The organism is Pseudoalteromonas sp. NZS11 (assembly GCF_015864765.1).
GTDB classification, from domain to species: Bacteria; Pseudomonadota; Gammaproteobacteria; order Enterobacterales; family Alteromonadaceae; genus Pseudoalteromonas; species Pseudoalteromonas arctica.
Window position 1 is genome coordinate 1 of the sequence record NZ_JADYWP010000008.1, and the last position, 26,512, is coordinate 26,512.

Genomic DNA, 26,512 nt, shown 5'->3' on the forward strand with positions numbered 1-26,512 from the left:
GACATTTGGCAACTAATCTCCCAACCGAAAAACACAATGCGCGATATAAAATCGCGACTACGCAATATCGTAGCAGCGGGTTTACCCCGCGACATTTGGCAACTAATCTCCCAACCGAAAACACAATGCGCGATATAAAATCGCGACTACGATAGTCCACCAAATAATGTAAGTAGTGCTATAAGTACTAAGTAAAATAATACATTGCGCTTAACAAGCTTAATCATACAAGTGGCCTCGTAGGTACAGCCGTAATAACGCTTTTCAACTTGCTCTGCAGCCAGCGCAGTACATGTTACTACTTCTCGGTTTGGAGATTTAAAGTTAAGTACGTAACGTAGCCAACAGCTTGTGCCTTTATTAAAGTTACCTATTACTAAATAACCAAAGCTGGTAATACGTGCAGGTAACCAGTCGAGCCAAAACAATAATTTATGTATAAGTTTAAAACGCTTAGCAAATATTACTTTATGATCTTCTCGTACTAAATCAGCTAAAGTACGTACCAGTGCATATAAAACCGCACCTGGCGCGCCTAAAACAACGAACCAAAAAATAACCGCACAGTAAAATCTAAAGTTTACCCACGCCAATGTTTGCCCAAAGGTTTCGCCACCATCTTGATCATCAGTACGCTTTTGACCTATTTGCAACGCATATAAAGATGCAGCAGTACCGTCATCTCGCGTTAACGCATTTAAATACGACTTATATAAAGCACGCTGCTTAGCACAACCAAAGCAAACCAAAAGCACCGCGATATTAATGCCCAACTGCCACAAAACAAAATCAGATAAACAATAAATTAGTGCCATCGCAATCACTGGAAGTAAAAGCCAAATTAAAAAGCCCGGTGCTGAGCTAAATAAGCCCTTATCACCAAGTAATTTATTAGAGCGATTTAAATAACCATTTGCGTAATAACTTATCTGCCAGTAATTAGACCGAGCCCCTAAGCGCTCTAGTATTAATGCAATTATTATAGAAACTAAAATCATGGGAATAACTCTCTTAACTTAGCTGTTCAAGCATATTAAAAAACAATGGCCAATTAAAGCTACTACCAGGATCGGTTTTACGCCCTGGAGCAATATCGCAATGCCCAACAATACGCGAAGGGGTAATTTTTGGATAGCGTTGCATTATAGATTTACTAATTATAGTTAATGTTTTGTACTGTTCTAAAGAATATGGTGCGGTGTCGGTACCTTCAAGTTCAATACCAATACTAAAGTTATTACACGCAGGCGCGTCCTCATACTCAGATTGGCCTGCATGCCAAGCACGCTTTTCAAAAGGTACGTATTGTATAGCCTCACCGGTGCGCTTTATAAAGCAATGGGCCGATACACGTAAATTCTTTAAGTCACTAAAACTCGGATGAGCATTGCAATCAATGCTACCCATAAATAACTCATCAACGAAAGGTGTACCAAACTGCCCTGCTGGCAATGATATATTGTGAATAACCAATAAAGAAATATCAGCCTCATCAGGGCGCTCATCAAAATGCGAACAAGGCCGCTGTGCTACCGTACTTAAAACACCGTCTAAATCTATTTTCATGATACGTTTATTATATAAATATCAAGATATACATAGCACTGATGCTAATGGATTTATTAAAAAAATGATAGTAACAAGCGAGGTATAAAACCTCACCTACAAATAATTCAAACCCATACGTAGATACGAATTTACATCCGCTCATATAACGTAACTGTTGAAATTAAAAGCGAGGTATAAAACCTCACCTACAGATAATTCAAAACCACACGTAGGTGCGAATTTACATCCGCTCATGTAACGTAACTTTTGAAATTAAAAACGAGGTATAAAACCTCACCTACAGATAATTTAAACCCACACGTAGGTGCGAATTTACTACAAGCGCTTATCTTTATATTGGCGAAAAGGCAATCGCTTCTCTTTCTTTTATAAACATAGTAAAATTTGCTTAATTTATTAACGCTTATGAGCTTTTATTATGTCTATCCCGCACTCTTTAGTTAGCCAACTTGTCACTCTTGCACTCGACGAAGATCTAAATTACCAAACAGCTCAAGACGGAGATATTACCGCGCAGCTTATCCCTCAGAGCGAGCAAGCCAACGCCAAAGTAATCACTCGCGAAGACTGCATTTTTTGCGGAAAAGACATCATCCTTGAAGTATTCAAACAAGTAGACCCAAGCGTTAAGGTTAATGTACTAATAAACGACGGCGACGCAGTTAAAGCAAACAGCACATTATTTACCGCTATTGGCTCGGCTCGTTCAATATTAACTGCCGAACGAACTGCCCTTAACTTTGTGCAAACGTTATCAGGCACTGCAACTACTACAGCGCATTACGTAAAAGAGTTAAGTGGTACAACTACGCAACTACTCGATACACGCAAAACCATACCTGGTCTGCGCGCTCTTCAAAAATACGCAGTAAAATGTGGCGGGGGTGCAAACCATCGTATTGGGTTATTTGACGCTTTTTTAATTAAAGAAAATCACATAGCGGCTTGTGGCACAATAAACAAAGCCGTAGCTCAAGCTAAACAAAACCACCCAAACAAACCTGTCGAAGTCGAAGTAGAATCACTCCCTGAACTTAAGCAAGCGATTGAGGCTGGTGCCGACATAATCATGCTCGACAACTTTAGCGTAGAGCAAATTAAGCAAGCTGTAATTTTAACCAACAAACGCGCAAAACTAGAGGTTTCAGGCAATATGACCCTAGAAACGCTTAAAACTTATTCACAAGCCGGTGTCGATTTTATATCAAGCGGAGCGTTAACAAAAAACTTACAATCAATCGATTTATCGATGCGTTTTGAACAATTTTAAAGCAACAACTGCCAATTAATACCGCTAATCGATTGACAAGTTAAGTAAAAAAGCATTAAATAACCCGAAAGGCTTACTTTGTAACATTTTGTTAAATAAAATCGCTTTTTTATAAGAAGATACGTGCTAAATACTAAAATAAAATGGTAGACTAATTCTGTTGTACTATTTTATTTAAAAAGGTAGTCATAAATAACTAGTACCTTTAGTTTTTAAAGACATAATTAAAAACTAAAGCAACTAAACTACTTACTTTATGCCTATACTATTTGTTGCTGCAACATGTAGTGCACTTAGTAAACTTTTATAGTTAGTACTAAACATAATGAATTCACATACGGCTTTTGTGTTTCATACTCTAAAGCTAAAGTGTAATAAAATTAATTTTAAGTAAAACTGTAAAGTAAATCAGTTAAATTAAGTGAGGCATTTTGCCGCTTAAGTGATTTAAGTTACAAAAATCTATCCTTTAGGAGAGGAAACATGAAAACAATGACTCAAAAACAACAGGGTTTCACCCTAATTGAATTAATGATTGTAGTAGCAATCATAGGTATTCTTGCTGCAATTGCATTGCCTGCATACTCAAACTACCAAGCAACATCTAAATTAACTGCCGGCTTAGCTGAAATTTCAGGTGCAAAAACTGAAATGGAAATTTTAGCGAATAATGGAGAAACAGTTTCAACAGTTGCTGATATCAAAGCAATTAAAAATGCATCTACTCAAAACTGTACTATCACAGCCTCAATGTCTGCAGGCGCAGGTACTATTGTTTGTTCTATTGCTAACGCACCATCACAGATTACCAATGCTAAGTTGACTTGGGCTAGAGCTGCTACTGGTGCATGGACATGTTCAACTACAGGTATTGCTGCAGCTGACAAAGACTTAGCTCCTAAAAGCTGTCCACAATCTTAATCATTTTTTGATTACTAAAAGCGCCTAGTTTGGCGCTTTTTTAATGCGTAAGAATCAGCATTCATGAATATAGTAAATATAATAAAACCATCACTCATCAGCTTGTTTTTTCTGTGTACGCTAATACCTTTAATACCCATATTTTCCTACGATTACCATAACCACCAACGCATCATTCAAATGGCTTTCTTACTTAGCCTAAGCCTTATAACACTTACTACTTTTTTAAGTAATAAAAAACCTACTTTTAAGCTTTCACTAAATAAAAAAAGCAGTGTGTTATACTTGATTTTTATTTTTTTTGGTTGCTTATCTGCATTAATGAGTGCGGAGCAAAGTTTTAGCTTGCTTTACACATTTCATACAAGTCTACTTATTTTAACTATGTGTTATGTAAGTACTATAAATAATAAAAAATCTATTTTATTTATTATTTATGCATTACTGATAACTCATACAAGCCTCATTTTAATATGCCTACTTAATATAATTTTTACGCTATCTGAACAACAGCCCTTAAACCCCTACATAATCTACTCCGGTTTTATTAACATTCGTTTTTTTAACCAAGTACAGGTGTTTATACTTCCATTTTTGGTGCTACTCCTAAAGTTTAAAAGCATTCAGCGTGTTGTATTTATTATTTTGTTTTTAAACTTATTACTTATATTTATTGGGCAAGCTCGTGGGGCTTTACTCTCATTTTTAGCTTTCTCCATTTTTGCTCTTGCTTTAAAAACTACATTAAAAAAACAAGTACTTCTTGGATTAGCCTGCTTTATATTAAGTTGCATTGCTTTTTATGCTCTGGACTCATTAAATAAAGGGGGGGCCGAAATACTACGCACATCCACCTCGGGCCGTATTGATTTATGGTTTAATACTATTTTAAGCCTATCTTTAAAGCATTTATTTATAGGCAATGGTCCTGGAGTGTTTGAAATGTCACTTGGCAGCTCAGCTCCTTTTAGCCATCCTCATAATTCGTTAATTGAAATTTTAAATGAATGGGGTCTTATCGCTCTTATATGTATTTTAACAGTTGTTTGTACAACCGTTAAAAAAGCTATAATACATTTGAAATGTCATAAAAAAGATATCATTACTGAAAGTCTCTTTTATTCTTTTGCTATAGGAATTACATACTCACTATTTTCTGGCGTGCATGTAATGCCGGTTTCACAAACACTCTTATTTATAATGTGGGGATTGCTACTTGGAAGAATTAATAAAAAAAGCAACCAAAGCATTCCCATAAATAAGTACTTAAAAGCTTTAATAGCCATTTTATTTATTTTTGCATGGTACCTTTACCTACAAAAAGCGATAAGTATTTATAATAATATTGACCCAGATAAGGGCTATATTTACGGACCTAGGTTTTGGTCCGTTGGGCAACGATTTTAAAGCACCCAACTTTTCTACCAAGAATCATTAGTTTAAGTTATGCTTATAATAATGAAGTTTTAAACCAAATTCAGCTGGGTACTCTTAATGGCAAAAAAACAACAAGATAAAGGCCTCGATACTTTTCAGTGGGTCGGTGTAAGTGCACGAGGGAAGAAACTTGAAGGCGAGCTTACAGGTAATAGTATTGCATTAGTAAAGGCTCAGCTTCGCAAGCAAGGTATCACTCCCTCAAAAGTGAAGCGTAAAGCAAAACCGTTGTTCGGTATTCAAAGTGTTCAAAAAATAACGCCAAAGGATATCGCACTAGTTACTCGCCAAATTGCAACAATGTTATTAGCCGGCGTACCATTAATACAGTCTATAGAAATGATTGGCACTGGTTCGACTAATAAAAGCATCAGGAAACTAATGGAGACTATTGCTGATGAAGTAAAAGCGGGGCAGCCATTATCTACAGCACTTAGAAAACACCCTCGCTATTTTGATGATTTATATTGTGATCTAGTAGCATCGGGCGAACAATCAGGTGCGCTTGATAGAATATTTGATCGTGTTGCTATTTATAAAGAAAAGTCTGAAGCATTAAAGTCAAAGATTAAAAAAGCGATGTTTTATCCTATTTCAGTATTAGTAATCGCCGGCATTGTAACCTCAATACTATTAATATTTGTAGTGCCGCAGTTTCAAGAAATATTCGCAGGCTTTGGTGCTGAGCTTCCTCCATTCACTTTATTTGTTATTGGCATATCAGACTTTATGCAAGCGTATTGGTGGATAATTCTTATTGGAATGTTTGCTTTTGGATACGCGTTTAAAGAAGCTAAATTAAGAAGTTTAAAACTAAGAGATGCAACTGACAGAGCAATACTAAAACTGCCTGTTATTGGCATGATTTTAAATAAAGCAGCTGTTGCTCGCTATGCACGAACTCTTTCGACTACATTTGCTGCTGGTGTGCCGCTGGTTGATGCACTTGATTCTGCTGCAGGAGCTTCCGGCAATGCAGTATACCGATATGCTATTTTAGATATAAAAACAGAGGTTAGCTCTGGTAATCAGATGAATTGGGCAATGCGTAACTCAAAAATATTTCCTGATATGGTAATACAAATGGTCGCGATTGGTGAGGAGTCTGGCTCACTAGACGGTATGCTTGCTAAAGTAGCGACTATTTATGAGCAAGAAGTAGATGATGCAGTTGATGGTCTTTCAAGCCTACTTGAGCCACTTATTATGGCCGTACTAGGTGTACTTGTTGGTGGCTTGATTATTGCGATGTATTTACCTATTTTCCAACTTGGCTCTGTTATTTAATTACCAAAAATAACAATTTACAGGAAATAAAAGAGAAGCTTACCTTTTTGTTTAGGTATAGCTATTAATGTCTTCTCATTTACTCTCTTTCACTTCTCTTTGTGATAAATACTTCACTTAATTTTTAAACGCTTAATTTTTAAAATAATTTTCAGGTAATATGATGCAAAGTATTATTGAAGTAATGCAAAGCCAGTTGTGGTTTTATTTAACCACCGTTGGCTTAATTAGTTTATGTATTGGTAGTTTTTTAAATGTGGTTATTTATCGCTTACCGTTGATGATGCAGCGTGAGTGGCAAAGCGAATGCAGACTACTGCTAGAAGATGAACTTACAGGGAATAAATCTAAACAAGCCAATATTAATGAGCCTTTTAACTTAGTCAAACCTAACTCTACCTGCCCTAAATGTAAAACAGCCATAAAGCCTTGGCAGAATATTCCTATTATTAGTTGGTTAGCACTCAAAGGTAAATGCGCAAGTTGCAGTAACCCTATTTCGGCCCGTTATCCTGCTGTAGAGCTAATTACTGCCCTATTAAGTTTAATTGTTGCCTATAGCTTTGGTGCGACCGAGCAAGCTTTATTATATATTTTTGTAACGTGGATTTTAGTAGCACTGACCTTTATTGATATTGACCACATGCTGCTGCCAGATCAACTTACACTTCCGCTAGTATGGCTTGCACTTATTGCCTCTGTAATGGGTTACACAATTACACCAACCGATGCCATTATTGGCGCGGCTTGTGGCTATTTAAGCTTATGGAGTGTGTTTTGGCTATTTAAGTTACTAACCGGTAAAGAAGGCATGGGCTATGGCGATTTTAAACTACTCGCTGTATTTGGGGCATTACTTGGCTGGCAATCATTACTTACTATTATTCTGCTTTCGAGCGTAGTAGGTGCCATTATAGGTATTGCGCTGTTGAGCATACAAGGTAAAGACAAAGCAACCCCTATCCCTTTTGGGCCTTATTTAGCGATAGCTGGCTGGATTACAATGCTTTGGGGCAACCAAATTCAAGGCGCTTATTTTAATTTAATTGGTTATTAAAATGAGTGAACAAATAACTAAAGTAAACAGCTGGGTATTAGGTTTAACAGGCGGTATTGGCTGTGGTAAAACGGCCATCAGTAACATGTTTGAAGAACTTGGTATTACAATAGTTGATGCCGATATAATTGCGCGCGAAGTAGTACTCCCAAATAGCACAGGGCTAAAAGCGATTACCCAACACTTTGGTGAACATATTTTATTGCCTGATGGCACATTAAATAGAGCAGAGCTGCGTGCAAAAATATTTACTAACAACAATGACAAAGAATGGCTTAATGCGTTACTGCACCCTCTTATACGGATAAAAATACTAACCGATTTAAACAATGCAACTAGCCCTTATGTTGTTTTAGTAGCGCCTTTATTGTTTGAAAACAACCTTGATAAATATTGCGACCATACCTTACTTATTGACGTACCAACCTCTGTACAAATAGCGCGTACAACAAAACGTGACAACACAAGTAGTGAGCAAGTTAAAAGTATTATTACCTCGCAAATGTCACGTGCCGATAAACAGCAAAAAGCGGATGATATTTTAAATAATGACCGCAGCTTAAACCTAGTGCATATAGAACTTGTTGATCTGCATAAAAAGTACCTACAATATGCATTACACAACAAAACTAACTCACATTAACACTGTCCTAACTCACACAAACTCGTATTTTAGTTAGTAAAATCACAACAAAGAATGAAAGGTGATGTAATCACCTTCTTTTTTCTGATAAATTGCTTACTATTGAAGGAATAAAACAGGTGCGCAATGAATATTAACTCACCGTTATTGAGAAAATTTATAACCCTTGGCCGCATTGATGCCGACACGGTTAAAAACAAACAAAATGAATTTGCCTCAACAGCTGAGCTTATTTCTAAATGTGGAAAAATCGATAGTAAAGATTTAGCTGAACAATGTATTGATTTGTTTCGCGTACCTTATTTTGATTTAAAAGATTTTGATCCTACAAGAATCCCAGCCGATCTCGTAAAAGAAAAACTCATACGTAAACATCACATTTTACCGCTTGTTCAAAAAGATCGAAAAGTTTATATCGCAGCATCAGACCCAACAGATTACGGTGCATTCGAAAACTTTGAGTTTAGTACCGGTCTTTCATGCGAAATTGTTGTTGTTGATTATATTCAACTCGATAACAAAATTGAGCAATTGCTAGATGCCACTGGCAGCTTAAATCTAACTGATGACGAGTTTCAAGAATTTGCTGATTTAGACTCAGAAAGCCAAAGAGATACAGCACCACAAGATGACGACAAAGATGATGCGCCTATCATCGTATATATCAACAAAATTTTAATGGATGCCATTAAAAAAGGCGCCTCTGATTTACATTTTGAGCCATACGAGCACAAGTACCGTATTCGCTTTCGTATTGATGGCATTTTGCATGAAGTGGCAAGCCCACCTAATACATTAGCAACCAAGCTTTCTGCACGTATTAAAGTAATGTCGCGACTCGATATTGCCGAAAAACGCAAACCACAAGATGGTCGTATAAAACTAAAAATCACTGAACGCAAAAGTATCGACTTTCGTGTAAGTACTATGCCTACCTTGTGGGGCGAAAAAATAGTAATGCGTATCCTTGATTCATCAAGCGCTATGTTAGGCATTGATGTATTAGGTTACGAGCCTGAGCAGAAAAAGCTCTATATGGATGCACTTGCCCAGCCTCAAGGGATGATACTAGTAACAGGGCCAACGGGTTCTGGTAAAACAGTATCGCTATACACAGGTTTAAATATATTAAACCAGCCAGAGCGCAATATTAGTACTGCGGAGGATCCGGTTGAGATTAACCTTGAAGGTGTAAACCAAGTACAAATTAATATTAAAGCCGATATGACTTTTGCCAATGCACTGCGTGCTTTTTTACGTCAAGATCCTGATGTAGTTATGGTAGGTGAAATACGTGACCTAGAAACCGCAGAAATATCAATAAAAGCGGCGCAAACAGGTCACTTGGTTTTATCAACATTGCATACAAACTCAGCACCAGAAACAATCACCCGTTTATTAAATATGGGTGTGCCGGCTTATAACGTAGCAAGTTCGATCAGCTTAATTATAGCCCAGCGTTTAGCACGTCGTTTGTGCCCTAAATGTAAAACGCCAGAACAACTTCCGAGTGAAGAACTGGCTCGCCAAGGATTTAGCGCCAAGCAAATTGAAGAAATGACGTTATATACGCCTAAAGGGTGTGATAGCTGTACCGATGGTTATAAAGGCCGAGTGGGTATTTACGAAGTAATGCAAATTACCCCTGAAATTGCCCAAATTATTATGCGCGGTGGTAACTCGCTTGAAATAGCTGACGTTTCACTTAAAGCCGGATTTAATAATTTACGTTTATCAGGTTTACGCAAAGCAGCCGATGGCCTTACATCCCTTGGTGAAATTAATCGCGTGACTAATTTTTAAAGGTCCATAGTAAAAGTTATAAGGTTCTGAACACTAAATTCAGAGCCTTACTTATACCTAGAGACTCATATCTAAGTAATGTAAAATGCAGAAAAAGATTGTAAAGAGTAAATTATGCCTACTATTGTAAACTGCCCAACCTGTAAAACTAAAGTTGAATGGTCAGAGCAAAGCCCATTTCGTCCTTTTTGCTCAAAACGCTGTCAGCTAATTGATTTAGGTGAATGGTCGTTTGAAAATAACAGAATTTCTGCACCAATCACCTCGGCTGAAGAGTTTAGCCAAGACATGATTGAAGATATTGAAGCTATGCTGGCTAAAAATGAAGATGACTTTTTTAAGTAATTTATCTTCATTATGCCCTAAATACGAAAACCAGCATTAAGCTGGTTTTTTAGTATTTACAAAAAGTATAATTAACTTTTTTGTTTACTGTGCTTTTTATTCATACGCTTTTGCATTTTAGCAAATTTCTCTTTTTGCTCAGCGTTAAGTACTTGCATTACTTGGTGCTGCGTTTTTAGTTTAATTAAACCAAATTGCTCACCTTTTTCATGACGTTCATTTAATAGCTCTTTTGCTGCATTTTCGTCAAATGTTGCCGCCGAAAGTAACGCATCCATTTTAGCTTTGTGCGCTTCACGCATCGCTTTACGGGCTTCTTTATCGTCGCCACGCAACGCTTTCATTTGTGCTTTTTGCGCTTCAAAAATAGCCTTTAGCTTAGTTTGCTGCTCATCTGTTAAGCTTAATTTTTCAACGCCGCGCTCAGAAAGTAAAAAGCGAGCTTGAGAATGGCCTTGTTTATGTCCGTCGCCTTTAGCTAATACGCTACCAGCACCAAGCGTTGCTGTTGCTAAGCCACAGATAAGTACTAATTTTGAAAGTGTGTTTAATTTAGTCATAATCATTACCTTAATATTGGGTTGGTTGTGGCTGCTAAGCCAGTGAGTTAACTATACCTAACTCAATGCAAAGTAACGCAAAGCAGTGTAAAGGTTGTGTAAAGATTCACCTTTGCACTATTTAGCGGGTAAAATAACGCTATAAACAACTCTAAGGGTTTGTAAATGAAACTATTAATGATTGATGACGACACTGGCCTTTGTGAGCTATTAAGTGAGTATTTAACTGCCCAAGGGTTTGAAATACAAAGCGTACACGACGGTGAGCAGGGCCTTAAACTAGCACAAGCAAATGACTACGCCCTTATATTGCTAGATGTAATGTTACCAACGCTTGATGGTTTTGAAGTGCTTAAACAGCTTAGGCAAACAAAACTCACACCGGTAATAATGCTTACTGCAAAAGGTGAAGACTTTGACCGTATTTTTGGTTTAGAGCTAGGCGCTGACGATTACATACCAAAGCCTTTTAATCATCGTGAATTACTAGCCCGCGTAAAAGCAATAACACGCCGTATTGAGCACATTAATAGCTTAAATGCAGCTACCACGAGTAAGTTACTCGTTAATGGTATTACTGTTAACCTTGCAGCGCGAGAGGCCTCAATCGACGGCTCTACACTAACCCTTACCGGTACAGAGTACGAAATACTCACGCTATTGTGTAAAAATGCAGGCGAAGTTGTTAGTAAAGAGCAAATTAGCGAAGAAGTGCTAGGCAGGCGCTTAGCTTCTTTTGATCGCTCTATCGATATGCATGTAAGTAATATCCGTAAAAAAATAGCTGAGCATATTCCAGGTGAGCGAATTAAAACAATGCGAGGTACGGGTTATGTCTTTATCCAAGGCGAATAAAAGCACTTACTTTGCTTGGTTAAAACATCCTGGGCACTACCTGTTTTTTAAAGTATTTATTTGGTTTTGGTTAACTATAATCGGCACCGTAGCAGCGCTTATATTTTTAAGTAATATAACCGCTATTAATGCAGTATCTAACGAGCCACTTTATGGCCCAATGAAAAAAAACCTAATATATACCGCCAAAAGTATTGAGCGTACTGCCATTAAACATAAGCGCAGCCTAAGTGAAGTATTAGTACACCCTCGCCTATCAAAGCGTAAACTTTTATACTTAAGCGCAGCTCAAAGCGAGGACTCTCTTAGTAGTAAAGAGGTGCCAGAGAGCATCGATTTAAGTTTATTAAACTTCACTCAAAATATGTCACCGCAAATTATTTTCACTGAAAAATATCAAGCCTTCGGCCCTGTTAATATAAACGTGCCTGAAGGGAGTTTTTATCTTTATGAAATAGATATTAATCATCAACCACCGCTAATAATGCGCTTTAAGCTTATGCCTAATTGGATGAAAATAGTCATCGCAATTGTTGCCTCTCTTATTTTAAGCTTTGTATTTAGCCGGAACTTAATAGCCCCTATAAATAGCCTTAAAAAAGCGGCAATTAAACTATCAGCGGGTAACCTAAGCGCAAGAGCCGACATTTCTGTAAACCGAAAAGATGAGCTAGGAATACTAGGGCGAGATTTTAACAGCATGGCTAATCAGTTAGAGCTTTTAATCAGCTCACAAAAACGCTTATTAGCCGACATATCACATGAGTTACGATCGCCTCTTACACGTTTAAAAATGGCTACCGGGCTTGCACAAATGCAAGCTAACGACGCTAGCCAATCGTATTTATTACGCATAGAAAAAGAAGCTAACCAACTCGATAAAATGATTGCCGACGTGCTGCAAGTTTCTCGCTTAGAAGCAAAAAGCCAAGCGCTTTCACTGCAAAAACAATCATTACAAATAATTGTAGATCACGTTATTAACGATGCGCAGTTTGAAGCAAAACAAAATAATAAGCAGCTAAATATAGTGGGCGCTGTAGACGTAAACATTAATTGCGACGAAGGCCTTATTGCCAGTGCGCTTGAAAACCTATTACGCAACGCTATTAAATACGCAAATAATACAATTAGCATTACTCTAAAGCATGCTGATGCCATTTATATAGAAATATGTGACGATGGCTCTGGTGTGCCAGATGATCAACTGAGCAAGCTTTGCGAGCCCTTTTTTAGACAGTCAGATGCGCGGGATCGCGTAAGTGGTGGCACGGGTTTAGGTCTTGCGATTGCTAAAAATGCTATTACTGCGCATGGCGGCAGTTTAGTATTATCAAATAAAGAACTAGGTGGCTTGTGTGCTAATATAACCTTGCCATTAATAAAAGAGTAAAGCATGTTTTATAGTAGTGAGCGTGAGCTTAAGAGTAATCAAATAACAATTAATAACTTTTATAAAAACACGCTAATTAAAGCTTATTTAGATACACCTAACGGGCAATTATTTTATGCTTATGCCATACCAGATAAAGCCAAAAATGCCATTGTAATAAGCTCTGGGCGCCTTGAAGGGTTAGATAAATATAAAGAGTTGTTATGGGAGCTGTATAACAATAATTTTGCCATATTCATAGCCGATCACCAAGGACAAGGCCGCTCTTATCGCCACCTACTAAATAAGCACAAAGGCCATGTTAATCAATTTAAAGATTACAGCGCAGACCTAAACTTATTTAATACACAAATAGTGGATACTCATTGGCAAGGTAAAAAGGTGTTAGTGAGTCATTCAATGGGCGGCGCCATAGCATTTGACTATCTTGCGCATTTCGAACACAATTTTAGTGGCGCGTTTTTATCAGCGCCTATGCTTGATATTTATACAAAAAATACACCAAAGCCTTTAGCTAAATTAATAGCAAGTACTGCAACCCTTTTGGGTCAAAAAGACAATTACGCACTAGGGCAAACCGATTACATACCCGATGAGTTTGCTACAAATGTATTAACCAGCAGCCCAGTGCGTTACGAGCTATTTAGGCAAACATATCAAGAAGAGCCATTACTACAGCTCGGCGGTGTTACTTACGGCTGGCTAAATGCGACGTTTGCATTTATAACTTCTGTGGATAACTTAAGCGTGACTATTCCACTTTATATTGCCAGTGCGCAAAACGACGAAGTGGTTGATAACAATGCCCAATATAAATTAGCAAACAGGCACGTAAACACTGTACTTAAAAGCTTTGAAGGCGCTAAACACGAGCTGTTTTTTGAACGTGATGAAATACGCCAGCCATTGCTTAAGAGCTTGTATCAGTTTTGTGAGTCGGTGACGGCTTAACAAGTACCGACAAAGGGTCGAGGTGGATCAGTATATCTACCTCAGACTCAAAGCGTTCTTTAAGCATTGCCTCTACTTCATCAGCCACATTATGTGCGCGAATCAAACTTAAATGATCATCAAGCTCTAAGTGCATTTGGATAAACTTAACTTTTCCGCCTTGGCGCGTACGAATATCATGTACACCATGTACATCAGCATGGGCTCTGGCTATATCAAATATGCTTTGCTTTTCATCATCTGGCAGTTCTTTATCCATTAAATGATCGGCACTATCGCGAGCAATATCCCAGCTGTTATAAAGTAAGTAACCCGCTACACCTATCGCAAAAACAGGATCGGCATACAACACACCATAATAAGCTAACAAAATAGCTAATAGCACAGCGGCATTTAATATTAAATCACCTTTGTAATGTACTGAGTCGGCTTTTATAGCAATTGAATCGGTGTATTTAACTACTTTATTTTGCACAAATACAATGACGAGCGTACACGCAATAGCAAAAATACTTACCCACACACCTAATAAAGAATGGCTTAACTGTATAGGATTAAATAAACGCTCAATACCATGAAAAGCAAGTAGGCAACCTGAGCCTGCAATAAACGCGGCTTGCCCAAGTCCAGCAAGTGCTTCAGCTTTACCGTGCCCAAACCTATGGTCATCATCTGCTGGGCGCAGTGCGTAACCCAAAACTAAAAAGCTCATAGCAGTGGCTGTTATATCCATTAACGAATCAGTTAACGAGCCAAGCATTGAGGCAGAGCCCGAAGCAAGCCACGCCCATGTTTTTGCGCCAATCATTAAACTAACCATTACCATGGTAACAATGCTTGAAGTTTTAACCCAAAATTCGTAGCTACGGTTATGCACGTTTTAATCCGATAATTAGGAGTACTCAATAGTGTGAGTATATCATTTTTTTAAAAGGTTTCGTGTATACTGCCCTTCGTCAAACTACAGATTATTTTATAAGGCTCATTATGCTGGATATTGTTTTATACCAACCTGAAATACCGCCTAACACTGGTAATATTATTCGCCTATGTGCCAATACCGGCTATGCATTACATTTAATTGAGCCGTTAGGTTTTGAGTGGGACGATAAGCGCGTGAAACGTGCAGGACTTGATTATCATGAATTTAGTCATGTTCAACGCCATGCCTCATTTGAAGATTACCTTGAAAAATGTAAACCAAAAAAAATATATGCATGTACAACCAAAGGTAGCCAATTCCATCATGAAGCTAAATACGAAGCCGGCGACTGCTTAGTATTTGGACCTGAAACCCGCGGCCTACCTGATGATATGATTCAAGCATTACCAAAAGAGCAGCGTGTGCGTATTCCTATGCAAGCTAATAGCCGCAGCATGAACTTATCAAACGCAGTAGCCGTGTTTGTTTACGAGTCGTGGCGCCAGTTGGGTTTTCCTAACGCGCAGTAAATAGCTTTGAGCTAAACAACAAAAAACCGACATAACGTCGGTTTTTTAGTTTTATAAACGCTTATAAAATTATTCAGAACGTTGCTCTCGGCCTAATAGCGCCATTGCAGCTTCTTTCATATCTTTATTTTCATAAAGCACTTTATAAATTTGCTCGGTAATCGGCATTTCTACACCGCTACGCTGCGCTAATAAATACACTTCTTTGGTATTTCTAAAGCCTTCAACTACTTGACCAATTGATTCAATAGCAGCATCAACGCTTTCGCCTTTACCTAACGCTAAACCAAATCGACGATTACGTGATTGGTTATCTGTACACGTTAGTATTAAATCGCCAAGGCCTGCCATCCCCATAAAGGTTTCTGGCTTAGCACCAAGAGCGCAACCTAAACGAGTAAGCTCTGCAAGGCCTCGGGTGATAAGTGCGGTACGCGCATTAGCGCCAAAACCAACACCGTCCGAAATACCGGCACCAATGGCAATTACATTCTTAACCGCACCACCGAGCTGTATACCAATAAAATCATCATTGTTATACACACGGAATGAGCGACCACAATGAAGTAAATCAGCGAGCTGCTGAGCAAATTCAGGCGACGTAGAAGACACTGAAATAGCTGTAGGTGAGCCCATCGCCATTTCTTTTGCAAACGTAGGACCCGACAGTACCGCAAGTGGAATATCATCACCTAATTCTTGCAAAGCTACTTCTTGTAACAAACGTCCAGTATTAGGCTCAAGCCCTTTAGTTGCCCACGCTACTTTAGCACCGTCTTGCAATGCAGGTTTAATCTGCGCAAGTGTGTCGCCAAAAGCATGGCTTGGCACAACAACAAGTACAATAGCGCTGCTAGCAACGGCATGTTGTAAGTTAGCTTCAAGAGTAAGAGTATCTGGAAAAGGAGCATCAGGTAAGTAACGTTGATTTTTCCGCTCAGCTGCAAGCGTGGCAACGTCGTCGCTATTTCTTCCCCAAAGTGTCACGTGGTGACCATTTCGGGCTAAACAAATAGCAAGGGCGGTGCCGTAAGACCCCGCCCCTAATACAGTAACAGCTGTAGTTGCTGTACTCATAAGTTATGCGTCTGCTGAAGCCTGGTCAGCTTGCGCAGTACGTTGTTGCATGTATTGTGCAAATAACGCATCAAAATTAACTGGCGCAAGGTTAAGCTGTGGGAAAGTACCACGGTTAACAAGGTTTGAAACAGCTTCACGTGCATATGGGAACAACACGTTAGGACAAAATGCACCTAGCATGTGCGCAAGTTGCACTTCTTCAACTTCAGCAATAGTAAAAATACCTGCTTGTTGAATTTCACATAAGAACGCAGTTTCTTCACCAAGAGAAGCGGTTACAGTCAGCGCTAAAACAACTTCAAATACACCTTCGTCTAGTTTATTAGAGCGTGTATCTAGGTCTAGCTTAACTTCTGGCGTCCATTCTTTTTGAAAAATGGCCGGAGAGTTTGGCGTTTCAAACGATACATCTTTAGTGTAAATACGTTGAATAGTAAATTGTGCGCCGTCTTGTGCAGCTGCTACGTTTTGATTTTCTTCGTTCATTGTTATTCCTAACTTGTTCGTTATTATAATTAAATTAAGCGTTTAGCTTAGCGTCAAGTTTACCTTGCGCTTCAATAGCCATCATGTCGTCGCAGCCACCGATATGTTCATCATTAATAAAAATTTGCGGTACTGTGCTTGCACCACCTGCTTTGGCAATCATTTCATCGCGTAGCTCAGGCTGTACACCAATATCATAATTTGTGTATTCAACGCCTTTGCTGTTTAAAAGCGAAAGAGCACGCTGACAAAATGGACAATACGCCTTGGTGTATAAAACAACATTACTCATAATAAATCCTCTATCGGCCTAGCTAAACTGATTAGCGACCTGTTGTAGTTGGTAAGCTGGCAGATTGCCACGCACCCATGCCACCTGCTAATAAGTAAACTCGTTCAAAACCAGCTTTACTCATAGCGGCTGCAGTACCTTGGGCAGTCATACCTGTAGTACATACAACTATAATGGGTTTAGTCTTGTACTTTTCAAGGCTTGAAAAGTCAGATTTTTTCGCATTCTCTGGGCTTAAGTGCTCAGCACCAGAAATACGCCCTGCATTAAACTCTTTTTGCGCACGTATATCGATTACTTGACCGTCATCACGGTTAATAAGTAACGTAAGCTGCTGAGGATTTATTTGACGAACAGCTGAAAGCTTACTCTTTATCCAGCCACTAACAATAAGGAAAACAATACCAACCCAAGCAAGGCTTAAAATGGGATGATTTGTAATAAATTCAATATATTGATCCATTCTACTTCCACTATGAAATTATGTTTTAAACCTAGGGCGTGTTGGCCTTTGTAGATTGAAATTTGTTCAATCTAGGGGCGATTAAATCGCGGCGCGAGATTTGTAACCTAGTGGGCTAAGTAAAAACCGAGCAACAAAGAGGTAATAGTCCCTAGAAAGAACCCAACGGGCAGCGTATGTTTGGTATTTATGCTACGTTATCGCCTATTTATGGGGAGTAACCACACTTCATAGGCTCTGCCTTGCCTAAAAACCAAACATACTGCTGCAAATTCAACCACCAAAGTGCAACACGCCCTAATATTTTAAGGATTTTGTACTTTAGCCACGCAAGTATACCCAAACCAACCTAAAATGCGAGTTTAGGAGCACTTAGAGACGTTTAAAAAACGATAAAGCCCCCCATATATAGTTAACAAGAACTCTTGATAATAAATCTATCTCAAGCAGAGTTCAGGTTAGTCAATGAGGTATAAGTGAAAAAATTTAATATCTTGTTTTCAATGCTGATCCTAGCTTAAAAACACGGTATGCTAAAACCACGCTAATAAACCTTTTAGGTGCACAGTATCCATCAACAGATACTAATTTTCAGGAGCTATTATGACAGAGCATAAAAAACCACTGGTATTAATGATTTTAGACGGTTGGGGATACCGCGAAGATACGCAAAGTAATGCTATTCTTGCAGCTAACACACCGGTATTAGACAATTTATGGGCCACACGGCCACACACATTAATATCAGCTTCGGGTTTAGATGTTGGTCTTCCTGATGGTCAAATGGGTAACTCAGAAGTTGGCCATGTGAACTTAGGTGCTGGTCGCATTGTTTATCAAGATTTCACCCGTATCACTAAAGCAATTAACGATGGCGAATTTGATTCAACCCCAGCCTTAGTTGAAAACATAGATAAAGCGGTAAGTGCAGGAAAAGCAGTTCACATAATGGGTCTTTTAAGCCCAGGTGGTGTGCATAGCCATGAAGACCACATAGTTGCTAGCATAAAACTTGCTGCAAAACGTGGCGCTAAAGAAGTTTACTTTCATGGCTTTTTAGATGGCCGCGATACACCTCCACGTAGTGCTAAAGCGTCAATCGAACGTATTGAAGCGTTATTTAGCGAACTTAAATGCGGTCGTTTGGCGTCACTTATTGGCCGCTACTACGCAATGGACAGAGACAACCGTTGGAACCGCGTAGAAAAAGCTTACAACGTAATTGCATTAGCTGAAGGTGACTTTAATTTTGATAACGGCGTAGAGGCACTTAATGCAGCGTACGAACGCGACGAAAACGACGAATTTGTGGCCGCTACAACCATTACACCAACAGGCGCCGCTCCTGCTTCAATAAACGATGGCGACACTCTAATTTTTGCCAACTTTAGAGCAGATAGAGCCCGCGAAATTACTCGCGCTTTTGTTGAGCCTGATTTTGATGGATTCGCAAGAAAAAGAACGCCAGAGCTTAGTGCATTTGTAATGATGACAGAGTATGCAGCCGATATAGATGCACCTATTGCCTTTGGTTCAACACCGTTAGTAAACGTACTTGGTGAGTGGTTTGAAAAAAATAACAAAACACAGCTTCGCATTTCAGAAACCGAAAAGTACGCACACGTTACGTTTTTCTTTAGTGGCGGGCGCGAAAGTGAATTTAAAGGCGAAACACGCGAGCTAATTCCTTCGCCGCAAGTTGCAACCTACGACTTACAACCTGAAATGAACTCAGAAATGCTAACCGACAAACTAGTAGCAGCAATTAAAAGCGGTAAATACGATGCTATTATTTGTAACTACCCTAACGGCGATATGGTTGGTCACTCTGGTGTATTTGAAGCTGCTGTTAAAGCTTGTGAAGCTGTAGATAGCTGTATCGGACGTGTTGTTGATGCACTTGAAGAGTTTGGTGGTGAAGCACTAATAACAGCCGATCATGGTAATGCTGAGCAAATGGCTGATCTTAAAACAGGCCAAGCGCATACAGCTCACACTAGTGAACCAGTACATTTTATTTATGTTGGTCGCGATGCAGAGCCTATGCAAGGTAAAGCATTAAGTGATGTAGCCCCTACAATGCTTCACTTAATGGGCATGGAGCAACCAAACGAAATGACTGGTACGCCTATCATGATGTTGAAATAACACATGAATAGACGTATTAACCGGTTAATTAAGTGCGGTTTAATACTAACTTCATTAGTGACTGCATCTGCAGTTGCTAATGAAGATCGTACTAAAAAAGACTTATCAGAAGTTCAAAATGCACTTGAGCAAAGCCAAGCTGAGTATAACGCCCAAAGAAAAAAAATAGCGTCACTACAAAAAAACCTAAAAAGCCATGAACTCGATATAGCTAAAAATGCTAAAGCACTTAACATGGCAGAACAATCAGTAAAAGAAACTAAAACACAGCAAAAAGAGCTACAAAATAAAGCCGATGAGCTCGATAAAAAGCACACTCAATTTCAGAAAATTTTAGCCGCGCAACTTAAAAGCGCCTATATGGCCGGTGGCGACGACTACTCTAAAATGCTGTTAAATCAAGAAGACACTGCAAAATTTGAGCGCACACTTAGTTATTACAACTACTTAAATAAAGCCCGTATTGAACAAATTGAAGATTTAAAAGACCTTCAACAGCAAATAGTACAAAACCAAGAAGAGCTTGTTAAAACACAAGAAAAACTAGCGCTTTTATTTGATGAGCAAAAAAGACGTCAAACTGCATTGCTTAATGCACAAAGTGAACGCCAAGCTAATCTTAAAAATTTACAAGCTCAGCTCAACAGCACCAAAAGTTCAATAAACTATTTAAAAGAAAACCAACAAACTTTAGTAGCAACAATTGAAGAACTCGAAAAAGAAAAAACACAGAAAATTGAATTACTGGGCCTAAATAAAAACAAAGGCAAATTAGACTGGCCGAGCAAAGGCAAGTTAGAGCACACATTCGGCCAACGTAAACATGGTGGTATTGATTGGAAAGGCGTATTAATTGGTGCAAAAGAAGGCACTAATATTAATAGCGTACATAACGGCCAAGTTGTATTTGCCGATTGGCTAAAGGGCTATGGTTGGGTAATTGTTGTAGACCATGGTGAAGGTTTTATGAGCCTATATGGTCATGCCCAAACACTGCTAAGAGATGTAGGCGACATGGTACGCGAAGGCGAAACCCTTGCTTTAGTTGGCCAAAGCGGCGGACAAGCTAGTTCTGGTCTATACTTTGAAATACGCCACAAAGGACGCGCAGTAAATCCTGTAAAATGGTGCAAACGCATTTAATTAAATAAATCGCTGCACCGCTCTGGAGCAGCTGATGACAACTAAAAAAACTGCAGTAATTACCATTGTTCAAAAAAATACAGGCTTTTATATAAGTCTGTATTTACTTGTATTACTAACCTTAATCGCTTTTTCTAGTAACGTACTAGCAAGCTCGATTAAAGATCTTAAAAGACAACAAATAGACGAAATACTCTTTAACATCCATACCTACTATGTTGAAGATCTCACCTTAAAAAATAGCCACCACATTAAATATAATAGCCAACAGTTTGAGCGTTTATATTCAAAGCTCGACTCTTACTCTAAGTACTTAAATGAGCACGAACTAACCTCATTATTTGATAACACAAACGGGCGCTATACAGGTATTGGTATTGAGGTTAAAAATATCGACGAGAATATGACGATTGTTAATGTGGTTAATAACTCCCCCGCAAAAGCAGCGGGTATTTTGCAAGGTGATATTATTGTCAGTGTAAACAACCAAGCAGCCCAAAACCGTACAATCGATGAAGTAGCAACACTAATAAGAGACAGTAAATTTTCAAATATAGAGCTAATTATAAGTCGTGATAACAATAAAAACCCACTCACGTTTCATGTAGCACGCCGCCAAATAAACCTCGAAAGCGTAACAAGCGAACTTCTAGATTTTGGTACTGGTTATATAGCTATCAATAACTTCTCTAACCACACATTACATGAGGTTGCTCTGCAAGTTGCTGCCCTGCAAAGCCACTTTGGTTACCCACTTAAAGGCTTAGTAATTGATTTACGTGATAACCCAGGGGGTACATTACAAAGCGCAGTAGCGGTATCAGACCTATTTTTACAAAGTGGCACTATAGTGACTACTAAAGGACGTTTTTACGATGCCAACCAAGCATTTTATGCAAAGCGTGGAGACATTCTAAAAAATGCCCCCATTGTTGTGCTTATAAATGAAAATTCAGCCTCTGCAGCCGAAATACTTGCAGCAGCACTTAAAGATAATAAACGAGCAACCGTTGTTGGCAGTCAATCTTTTGGGAAGGGTTCTGTACAATCGCTCATTCCTCTAGGTGACGGCAACACTGCATTAAAGCTCACCACAGCTAAATACTTTACGCCGCTAGGTAAATCGATTGATGGAATAGGAATAACCCCAGATGTGGCGGTTAATCAAACAAACCTTTCACAAAGTAATAAAGCCGTTATAATAAAAAATGAACACACTAACAGTAACGCGCAATTACTTACTGGTAACTTAGCCGACTTACAGTTAGTTAAAGCAAAACAATTACTCAGCATGCAGTAACTTGTATAAGCTGTTAAACAAAGCTAAAAAGATAATAAAAACTATAAACGTGAAAATAATAAAATGGCTAATATTAGCTATTTGTTTTAGCTCAGCAACAATTAGCGCTAAACAAATAGCAATAGTGATAGACGATATAGGCTATCATCAACGGGACTTAGAGTTCCTTTCCTTACCAGGGCAATTGTCGTATTCAATTTTGCCCCACACCCCTTATTCGCAAATTTTTGCAACGCTTGCTAGTCAATCAAATAAAGAGTTATTACTTCATGTACCTATGCAGGCACTTAACGGTAAAGAACTCGGACCTGGCGCGCTTACTTTAAATATGAATAAAGAGCAGCTTCAGCAAACTCTAGGAACCGCTCTCGCTAGTTTACCGCAAGTTAAAGGCGTTAATAACCACATGGGCTCAGCGCTTACGCAAAAAAGCCAAGCTATGAAGTGGACAATGGAAGTGCTTAAAAAGCGCCATTTATATTTTTTAGATAGCCGCACAACCGATTTAAGCCAAGCACAAAATGCTGCTAACTTTTTAGGTGTTGCCAATATTAGTCGCCAAGTGTTCTTAGACAATATAACTACACCAGAACAACTGCAGCTAAGGCTTGAAGAATTAAAACAACTAGCCATCACTCATAATTCCGCTATTGCAATTGCTCATCCCTACCCAGAAACAATCGAATTTTTACGCCATGCCTTACCCGAGCTAACTAAGCAAGGTTTTGAGCTCGTGCCGGTTTCGCAGCTGGTTGAGCGTAAATACATTCAGTTAGCGCAGGCTGAGGGGAAAGGGATTAGTGCTAGATGATATAAGCTTTAAATAATGCTATATCCGAATGATAAACTAATACCAATTCGCTTAATTAAGTGGTCTATTTTGAGGGCGGAAAAACGTGTTGATAGCTAGGCAAAAAATTCGCTATTTAGTTGTTCTAAATGAGAATTTTTTAACGCAGGTAGCGACACGTTTAGCCCCGCAAAATGATTAAGTATTATTGCGGATTGGTATAACCATTCAATATGCAGAGTATCGGTATTACTTAATTGGATATTTTATCGTTGGGTTTCGCTTCTCTCAAGCCAACCTACGCGAAAGCAAAAAGCCCCGCATTTTCATGCAGGGCTTTTTAAATTTTGCAGCTTGAACTGTGTTTAGCTCATAGCGCTTTGTAATTTTTTCATCGCTGTTTTTTCAAGCTGGCGAACACGTTCAGCAGATACACTGTACTTTTGTGCAAGCTCTTGAAGAGTCGCCTTATCATCCGACAACCAACGTGCGCTAACAATATCTTGTGAACGTTCGTCTAGTGTTTTAAGTGCGCTAAATAAACGAGTATGCGCTTGCTCTTTCCACTGCTCTTGTTCAACGTCGTCAGCTAAATCAGCTGCGCCATCTGTTAAATATTGTACTGGAGAGTACGTACTTGTTGGTGCGTCGTCGTTATCGTCGCCCGTTAGGTCAAAGCCCATGTCTTGGCCGCTCATGCGCGATTCCATTTCACGTACTTCTTTTTCACTCACACCTAGCTCGCTAGCAACGGTACTAACCTCAGCTTGATTAAACCAACCTAAACGCTTTTTATTTTTACGAAGATTAAAAAACAATTTACGTTGCGCTTTAGTGGTTGCAACTTTAACTATGCGCCAATTTTTAAGCACAAACTCGTGAATTTCGGCTTTAATCCAATGCACTGCAAACGATACTAAACGTACACCCACAGTAGGGTCGAAACGCTTAACCGCTTTCATCAGGCCTATATTACCTTCTTGAATAAGGTCAGCTTGTGGTAAGCCGTATCCCGAGTAGCCTTTAGCAATATGCGCTACAAAGCGTAAATGCGACATAATGAGTTGCTTGGCAGCACTAAGATCGCCTTCTTCCTGAAGTTTTTTAGCAAGTTCTTGCTCTTGTTCAACTTTAAGCATAGGAATAGTGCTTACCGCTTGAAGGTAACCGTCCATGCTTGCGCTTTGTTGTCCGACTGTAAGTGCCATTGCGTATAAATCTTTACTCATTTTTCACCTCGGTGATAAACATTTGAAACTATCTTAGCACTCTTTCTTTAAGAGTGCTAACCCCAATTTAAAACTTTTTTAAAGTATAAATCAAGCAGTTTTTAGTATGTGTTTAGTCTACTACAAGCGACTGAATAAGTGATGAATTGAGGGGCTGCAGCAGGTTAACCTCGCTGCATCACCTTATTTACAACTCATTACTTCATGGGAGGATAGTACATAAATATGACAATTTTAATAACAGGAGGTACAACCCAGTTCGGTACGATACGCATATCAAGCTGGGTTGGTTCACTTATAGTTTGCAGGATTTTTTATACTTTATCGGGTTCTATTTCTTTAATATATCGATTTACAGAAAGGTACGAGCCCACAAATCCTAAGCTTGTTGCAAGCAACACTAAAAAGCCGAGCTCATTAAGCGATAATCCAATTAACGAGAAGCTTGTTTGATACACCCCCGCTACACTGCTCACAGCGCTTGAAAGCCACCACATCATTAGTCCTACGCATATAAAGGCAAATAAACCACCTATTACACCATACCAAATACCGGTCCACAAAAATGGGGCATGTATAAAGGTGTTAGTTGCGCCGACTAGCTTCATTACTTGTATTTCTTCTTTTTTATCCATGATCGACAAACGGATGGTGTTACCAATAATAAGCGTCACTGAGGTAAGCAGTAATAATGCGATGGTTATTACACTTTCTTTCAGTAAATCTAGTAATGCATTTAAACGCTCTAGCCACGCTATATCGAGCTTACCAAAATCAACTTCACGTTCACTTTCTAATTTAGTTAGCAGTACTTTAGCGGCATTTGGGTGTCTGTGACGTTTTGTAGGAGTAACAAGTACCACATCAGGTAATGGGTTTTTATCTAAGTACTCTAAAGCTTGCCCAAAGCCAGATACGTCTTTAAATTCTGTTAGTGCTTTTTGCTTTGAAATAAATTCAACGCTTTCCACTTCTGGATAAAGTGCTAAACGCTTTACTAATGTTTGTGTTTCTTGCTCGTTCATACTTTCTTTTACAAACAACGATATCTCACTCGCTTCTTCAAAACCACTACTTACTTGCTGTACGTTTTTAACAACGAGATAAAGTGTTGCAGGTAACGTTAGGCTCAAACCAAGTACAGCAATAGTCATCATAGATGCAAGCGGCGTACGCCACATTTCACCTAAGCTATGAACACCTTGGCGAAAAATATTAATAATGAAAAAATAACCGCCAGCTAATACTGATTTTTTTTGCTTGTCGTTACTATTTTGACGACTTTTAAAAAGTAAACTCATAGTGCTCCCTCAGCGAGCGGATCTTGAAGCATGCGGCCATCTTTTAAGGTTAGACTGCGGTACTTCATACGTGCAACCAAACCTAAGTCATGCGTCGCTATAAGAACAGTGGTGCCGTGTTTATTAAAGTCCTCAAACAGCTTTAGTATTTCCATTGAAAGCTCAGGGTCTAGGTTACCTGTAGGCTCATCGGCTAACAGAATTGGCGGGGAGTTTACAATTGCTCTGGCAATACCAACACGTTGCTGCTCGCCTCCAGAGAGCATAGACGGATGACATTTTATTTTGTCTATCAGGCCTACTTTATCAAGCGCACCATGAACACGTTTAGCTATTTGCTTATGGTGAGTACCCTCAATAATAAGAGGCAGTGCCACGTTATCAAAAATGGTATAGCGCTCTAGTAAACGGTGATTTTGAAAAATAATACCTATATCACGGCGAGCATAAGGAATTTGACGCGAGTTTACTTTATTTAAATCAACACCGTTGATAAATACACTACCTGCCGATGGACGTTCCATTAAGCTAATTAACTTAAGCAACGTACTTTTACCCGCACCACTGTGGCCGGTTAAAAAGGCAAGTTCACCCGGTTTAACATGAAAATTAACTTTTTCGAGGGCGCGGTGCCCTCCAGGATAAGTCTTACTTACTTGCTGAAAATTTATCATCTTTTTATTATGCCAATTCAATTAGTTTACTAATAAAATTGGTATTCCTCGCAATTAAAAAGG

27 protein-coding genes are annotated in these 26,512 nt (G+C 38.9%); 16 read left to right on the forward strand and 11 right to left on the reverse strand.

Annotation, left to right across the window (positions count from 1 at the left end):
* Nucleotides 1-146 precede the first annotated feature (146 nt).
* Nucleotides 147-998: a beta-lactamase regulator AmpE gene (gene ampE, locus I6E82_RS15280; RefSeq protein WP_007586130.1), complete on the reverse strand. Its 852-nt coding sequence runs from the start codon at nucleotides 996-998 to the stop codon at nucleotides 147-149.
* Between the two features lie 13 nt (nucleotides 999-1,011).
* Nucleotides 1,012-1,566, reverse strand: coding sequence for a 1,6-anhydro-N-acetylmuramyl-L-alanine amidase AmpD (gene ampD, locus I6E82_RS15285; protein ID WP_197118237.1), 555 nt, complete (start codon nucleotides 1,564-1,566; stop codon nucleotides 1,012-1,014).
* 421 nt (nucleotides 1,567-1,987) lie between these two features.
* Here ampD and nadC point away from each other — a divergent pair, with 421 nt between their 5' ends.
* The 8 genes from nadC (at nucleotide 1,988) to yacG (ending at nucleotide 10,332) form a co-directional block, all read left to right on the forward strand.
* Nucleotides 1,988-2,839, forward strand: a complete 852-nt coding sequence (gene nadC / locus I6E82_RS15290; RefSeq protein ID WP_197118238.1) for a carboxylating nicotinate-nucleotide diphosphorylase — start codon at nucleotides 1,988-1,990, stop codon at nucleotides 2,837-2,839.
* Nucleotides 2,840-3,322: 483 nt separating this feature from the next.
* A complete protein-coding gene (locus tag I6E82_RS15295) occupies nucleotides 3,323-3,760 on the forward strand; it encodes a pilin (RefSeq protein ID WP_182715889.1) in 438 nt (145 codons plus the stop codon).
* Nucleotides 3,761-3,823: 63 nt separating this feature from the next.
* The gene (locus tag I6E82_RS15300) at nucleotides 3,824-5,167 is read left to right on the forward strand and encodes an O-antigen ligase family protein (RefSeq protein ID WP_197118239.1); all 1,344 of its coding nucleotides are present in this window, start codon (nucleotides 3,824-3,826) and stop codon (nucleotides 5,165-5,167) included.
* A gap of 87 nt (nucleotides 5,168-5,254) precedes the next feature.
* Complete coding sequence (locus I6E82_RS15305; protein ID WP_197118240.1) at nucleotides 5,255-6,484, forward strand: type II secretion system F family protein; 1,230 nt, start codon at nucleotides 5,255-5,257, stop codon at nucleotides 6,482-6,484.
* Nucleotides 6,485-6,647: 163 nt separating this feature from the next.
* A complete protein-coding gene (locus tag I6E82_RS15310) occupies nucleotides 6,648-7,541 on the forward strand; it encodes a prepilin peptidase (RefSeq protein ID WP_197118241.1) in 894 nt (297 codons plus the stop codon).
* Nucleotide 7,542: 1 nt separating this feature from the next.
* Nucleotides 7,543-8,184, forward strand: a complete 642-nt coding sequence (gene coaE, locus I6E82_RS15315; protein ID WP_197118242.1) for a dephospho-CoA kinase — start codon at nucleotides 7,543-7,545, stop codon at nucleotides 8,182-8,184.
* A 126-nt stretch (nucleotides 8,185-8,310) separates the two neighbouring features.
* On the forward strand, nucleotides 8,311-9,987 hold the full coding sequence (gene pilB / locus I6E82_RS15320) for a type IV-A pilus assembly ATPase PilB (RefSeq protein ID WP_197118243.1): 1,677 nt from the start codon (nucleotides 8,311-8,313) through the stop codon (nucleotides 9,985-9,987).
* A 114-nt stretch (nucleotides 9,988-10,101) separates the two neighbouring features.
* A complete protein-coding gene (gene yacG, locus I6E82_RS15325; protein WP_007586146.1) occupies nucleotides 10,102-10,332 on the forward strand; it encodes a DNA gyrase inhibitor YacG in 231 nt (76 codons plus the stop codon).
* Between the two features lie 71 nt (nucleotides 10,333-10,403).
* On the opposite strand, the gene I6E82_RS15330 is transcribed toward yacG, so the two are convergent.
* Nucleotides 10,404-10,892, reverse strand: coding sequence for a periplasmic heavy metal sensor (locus tag I6E82_RS15330; RefSeq protein ID WP_197118244.1), 489 nt, complete (start codon nucleotides 10,890-10,892; stop codon nucleotides 10,404-10,406).
* Between the two features lie 165 nt (nucleotides 10,893-11,057).
* On the opposite strand from I6E82_RS15330, the gene I6E82_RS15335 reads away from it, so the two are divergent.
* The 3 genes from I6E82_RS15335 to I6E82_RS15345 are packed head-to-tail and all read left to right on the forward strand — an operon-like array spanning nucleotide 11,058 to nucleotide 14,091.
* On the forward strand, nucleotides 11,058-11,747 hold the full coding sequence (locus tag I6E82_RS15335; protein WP_007586150.1) for a response regulator: 690 nt from the start codon (nucleotides 11,058-11,060) through the stop codon (nucleotides 11,745-11,747).
* The gene (locus I6E82_RS15340; RefSeq protein ID WP_024590618.1) at nucleotides 11,725-13,140 is read left to right on the forward strand and encodes an ATP-binding protein; all 1,416 of its coding nucleotides are present in this window, start codon (nucleotides 11,725-11,727) and stop codon (nucleotides 13,138-13,140) included. The genes I6E82_RS15335 and I6E82_RS15340 overlap by 23 nt, the downstream gene beginning before the upstream one ends.
* 3 nt (nucleotides 13,141-13,143) lie before the next feature.
* Nucleotides 13,144-14,091 carry an alpha/beta fold hydrolase gene (locus I6E82_RS15345; RefSeq protein WP_007586153.1) on the forward strand — a complete coding sequence of 316 codons (948 nt, stop codon included), beginning with the start codon at nucleotides 13,144-13,146 and terminating at the stop codon, nucleotides 14,089-14,091.
* On the opposite strand, the gene I6E82_RS15350 is transcribed toward I6E82_RS15345, so the two are convergent.
* Entirely contained in the window at nucleotides 14,051-14,917 is an 867-nt protein-coding gene (locus tag I6E82_RS15350) for a cation diffusion facilitator family transporter (RefSeq protein WP_101217109.1), read from the reverse strand. The two genes, I6E82_RS15345 and I6E82_RS15350, sit on opposite strands and share 41 nt — an antisense overlap.
* 161 nt (nucleotides 14,918-15,078) lie before the next feature.
* Between I6E82_RS15350 and trmL the strand changes: the two genes are divergently transcribed.
* Nucleotides 15,079-15,543, forward strand: coding sequence for a tRNA (uridine(34)/cytosine(34)/5-carboxymethylaminomethyluridine(34)-2'-O)-methyltransferase TrmL (gene trmL, locus I6E82_RS15355; protein WP_197118245.1), 465 nt, complete (start codon nucleotides 15,079-15,081; stop codon nucleotides 15,541-15,543).
* Nucleotides 15,544-15,612: 69 nt separating this feature from the next.
* On the opposite strand, the gene gpsA is transcribed toward trmL, so the two are convergent.
* From gpsA to I6E82_RS15375, 4 genes are read right to left on the reverse strand one after another with little or no spacing between them, the layout of a single operon-like run.
* The gene (gpsA, locus tag I6E82_RS15360; protein WP_007582822.1) at nucleotides 15,613-16,620 is read right to left on the reverse strand and encodes an NAD(P)H-dependent glycerol-3-phosphate dehydrogenase; all 1,008 of its coding nucleotides are present in this window, start codon (nucleotides 16,618-16,620) and stop codon (nucleotides 15,613-15,615) included.
* A 3-nt stretch (nucleotides 16,621-16,623) separates the two neighbouring features.
* Complete coding sequence (secB, locus tag I6E82_RS15365) at nucleotides 16,624-17,109, reverse strand: protein-export chaperone SecB (RefSeq protein ID WP_007582825.1); 486 nt, start codon at nucleotides 17,107-17,109, stop codon at nucleotides 16,624-16,626.
* Nucleotides 17,110-17,143: 34 nt separating this feature from the next.
* Nucleotides 17,144-17,401 carry a glutaredoxin 3 gene (gene grxC / locus I6E82_RS15370; RefSeq protein WP_002957783.1) on the reverse strand — a complete coding sequence of 86 codons (258 nt, stop codon included), beginning with the start codon at nucleotides 17,399-17,401 and terminating at the stop codon, nucleotides 17,144-17,146.
* Nucleotides 17,402-17,432: 31 nt separating this feature from the next.
* On the reverse strand, nucleotides 17,433-17,864 hold the full coding sequence (locus I6E82_RS15375; RefSeq protein ID WP_002957784.1) for a rhodanese-like domain-containing protein: 432 nt from the start codon (nucleotides 17,862-17,864) through the stop codon (nucleotides 17,433-17,435).
* Between the two features lie 603 nt (nucleotides 17,865-18,467).
* Here I6E82_RS15375 and gpmM point away from each other — a divergent pair.
* From gpmM to I6E82_RS15395, 4 genes are read left to right on the forward strand one after another with little or no spacing between them, the layout of a single operon-like run.
* Nucleotides 18,468-20,012, forward strand: a complete 1,545-nt coding sequence (gene gpmM / locus I6E82_RS15380; RefSeq protein ID WP_165722455.1) for a 2,3-bisphosphoglycerate-independent phosphoglycerate mutase — start codon at nucleotides 18,468-18,470, stop codon at nucleotides 20,010-20,012.
* 3 nt (nucleotides 20,013-20,015) lie between these two features.
* A complete protein-coding gene (locus I6E82_RS15385) occupies nucleotides 20,016-21,155 on the forward strand; it encodes a murein hydrolase activator EnvC family protein (RefSeq protein ID WP_024606965.1) in 1,140 nt (379 codons plus the stop codon).
* A gap of 34 nt (nucleotides 21,156-21,189) precedes the next feature.
* A complete protein-coding gene (locus I6E82_RS15390) occupies nucleotides 21,190-22,455 on the forward strand; it encodes a S41 family peptidase (RefSeq protein ID WP_197118246.1) in 1,266 nt (421 codons plus the stop codon).
* Nucleotides 22,456-22,504: 49 nt separating this feature from the next.
* Nucleotides 22,505-23,266 carry a divergent polysaccharide deacetylase family protein gene (locus I6E82_RS15395; protein ID WP_180961376.1) on the forward strand — a complete coding sequence of 254 codons (762 nt, stop codon included), beginning with the start codon at nucleotides 22,505-22,507 and terminating at the stop codon, nucleotides 23,264-23,266.
* 344 nt (nucleotides 23,267-23,610) lie between these two features.
* Here I6E82_RS15395 and rpoH read toward each other — a convergent pair whose 3' ends face one another.
* From rpoH to ftsE, 3 genes are all read right to left on the reverse strand, one after another.
* Nucleotides 23,611-24,474: an RNA polymerase sigma factor RpoH gene (gene rpoH, locus I6E82_RS15400; RefSeq protein WP_007582838.1), complete on the reverse strand. Its 864-nt coding sequence runs from the start codon at nucleotides 24,472-24,474 to the stop codon at nucleotides 23,611-23,613.
* Between the two features lie 314 nt (nucleotides 24,475-24,788).
* Nucleotides 24,789-25,775 (reverse strand): permease-like cell division protein FtsX, encoded by a 987-nt coding sequence (gene ftsX, locus I6E82_RS15405; protein ID WP_007582840.1) that lies wholly within the window; start codon nucleotides 25,773-25,775, stop codon nucleotides 24,789-24,791.
* Complete coding sequence (gene ftsE / locus I6E82_RS15410; protein ID WP_007582842.1) at nucleotides 25,772-26,449, reverse strand: cell division ATP-binding protein FtsE; 678 nt, start codon at nucleotides 26,447-26,449, stop codon at nucleotides 25,772-25,774. Before ftsE ends, ftsX begins: the two co-directional genes overlap by 4 nt.
* Between the last annotated feature and the right edge of the window lie 63 nt (nucleotides 26,450-26,512).

Bases quoted from the DNA above. Each gene is read 5' to 3' on its own strand.
- ampE (WP_007586130.1), bottom strand. From the start codon at position 998: ATGATTTTAGTTTCTATAATAATTGCATTAATACTAGAGCGCTTAGGG.
- ampD (WP_197118237.1), bottom strand. From the start codon at position 1,566: ATGAAAATAGATTTAGACGGTGTTTTAAGTACGGTAGCACAGCGGCCT.
- nadC (WP_197118238.1), top strand. From the start codon at position 1,988: ATGTCTATCCCGCACTCTTTAGTTAGCCAACTTGTCACTCTTGCACTC.
- I6E82_RS15295 (WP_182715889.1), top strand. From the start codon at position 3,323: ATGAAAACAATGACTCAAAAACAACAGGGTTTCACCCTAATTGAATTA.
- I6E82_RS15300 (WP_197118239.1), top strand. From the start codon at position 3,824: ATGAATATAGTAAATATAATAAAACCATCACTCATCAGCTTGTTTTTT.
- I6E82_RS15305 (WP_197118240.1), top strand. From the start codon at position 5,255: ATGGCAAAAAAACAACAAGATAAAGGCCTCGATACTTTTCAGTGGGTC.
- I6E82_RS15310 (WP_197118241.1), top strand. From the start codon at position 6,648: ATGCAAAGTATTATTGAAGTAATGCAAAGCCAGTTGTGGTTTTATTTA.
- coaE (WP_197118242.1), top strand. From the start codon at position 7,543: ATGAGTGAACAAATAACTAAAGTAAACAGCTGGGTATTAGGTTTAACA.
- pilB (WP_197118243.1), top strand. From the start codon at position 8,311: ATGAATATTAACTCACCGTTATTGAGAAAATTTATAACCCTTGGCCGC.
- yacG (WP_007586146.1), top strand. From the start codon at position 10,102: ATGCCTACTATTGTAAACTGCCCAACCTGTAAAACTAAAGTTGAATGG.
- I6E82_RS15330 (WP_197118244.1), bottom strand. From the start codon at position 10,892: ATGACTAAATTAAACACACTTTCAAAATTAGTACTTATCTGTGGCTTA.
- I6E82_RS15335 (WP_007586150.1), top strand. From the start codon at position 11,058: ATGAAACTATTAATGATTGATGACGACACTGGCCTTTGTGAGCTATTA.
- I6E82_RS15340 (WP_024590618.1), top strand. From the start codon at position 11,725: ATGTCTTTATCCAAGGCGAATAAAAGCACTTACTTTGCTTGGTTAAAA.
- I6E82_RS15345 (WP_007586153.1), top strand. From the start codon at position 13,144: ATGTTTTATAGTAGTGAGCGTGAGCTTAAGAGTAATCAAATAACAATT.
- I6E82_RS15350 (WP_101217109.1), bottom strand. From the start codon at position 14,917: ATGGTAATGGTTAGTTTAATGATTGGCGCAAAAACATGGGCGTGGCTT.
- trmL (WP_197118245.1), top strand. From the start codon at position 15,079: ATGCTGGATATTGTTTTATACCAACCTGAAATACCGCCTAACACTGGT.
- gpsA (WP_007582822.1), bottom strand. From the start codon at position 16,620: ATGAGTACAGCAACTACAGCTGTTACTGTATTAGGGGCGGGGTCTTAC.
- secB (WP_007582825.1), bottom strand. From the start codon at position 17,109: ATGAACGAAGAAAATCAAAACGTAGCAGCTGCACAAGACGGCGCACAA.
- grxC (WP_002957783.1), bottom strand. From the start codon at position 17,401: ATGAGTAATGTTGTTTTATACACCAAGGCGTATTGTCCATTTTGTCAG.
- I6E82_RS15375 (WP_002957784.1), bottom strand. From the start codon at position 17,864: ATGGATCAATATATTGAATTTATTACAAATCATCCCATTTTAAGCCTT.
- gpmM (WP_165722455.1), top strand. From the start codon at position 18,468: ATGACAGAGCATAAAAAACCACTGGTATTAATGATTTTAGACGGTTGG.
- I6E82_RS15385 (WP_024606965.1), top strand. From the start codon at position 20,016: ATGAATAGACGTATTAACCGGTTAATTAAGTGCGGTTTAATACTAACT.
- I6E82_RS15390 (WP_197118246.1), top strand. From the start codon at position 21,190: ATGACAACTAAAAAAACTGCAGTAATTACCATTGTTCAAAAAAATACA.
- rpoH (WP_007582838.1), bottom strand. From the start codon at position 24,474: ATGAGTAAAGATTTATACGCAATGGCACTTACAGTCGGACAACAAAGC.
- ftsX (WP_007582840.1), bottom strand. From the start codon at position 25,775: ATGAGTTTACTTTTTAAAAGTCGTCAAAATAGTAACGACAAGCAAAAA.
- ftsE (WP_007582842.1), bottom strand. From the start codon at position 26,449: ATGATAAATTTTCAGCAAGTAAGTAAGACTTATCCTGGAGGGCACCGC.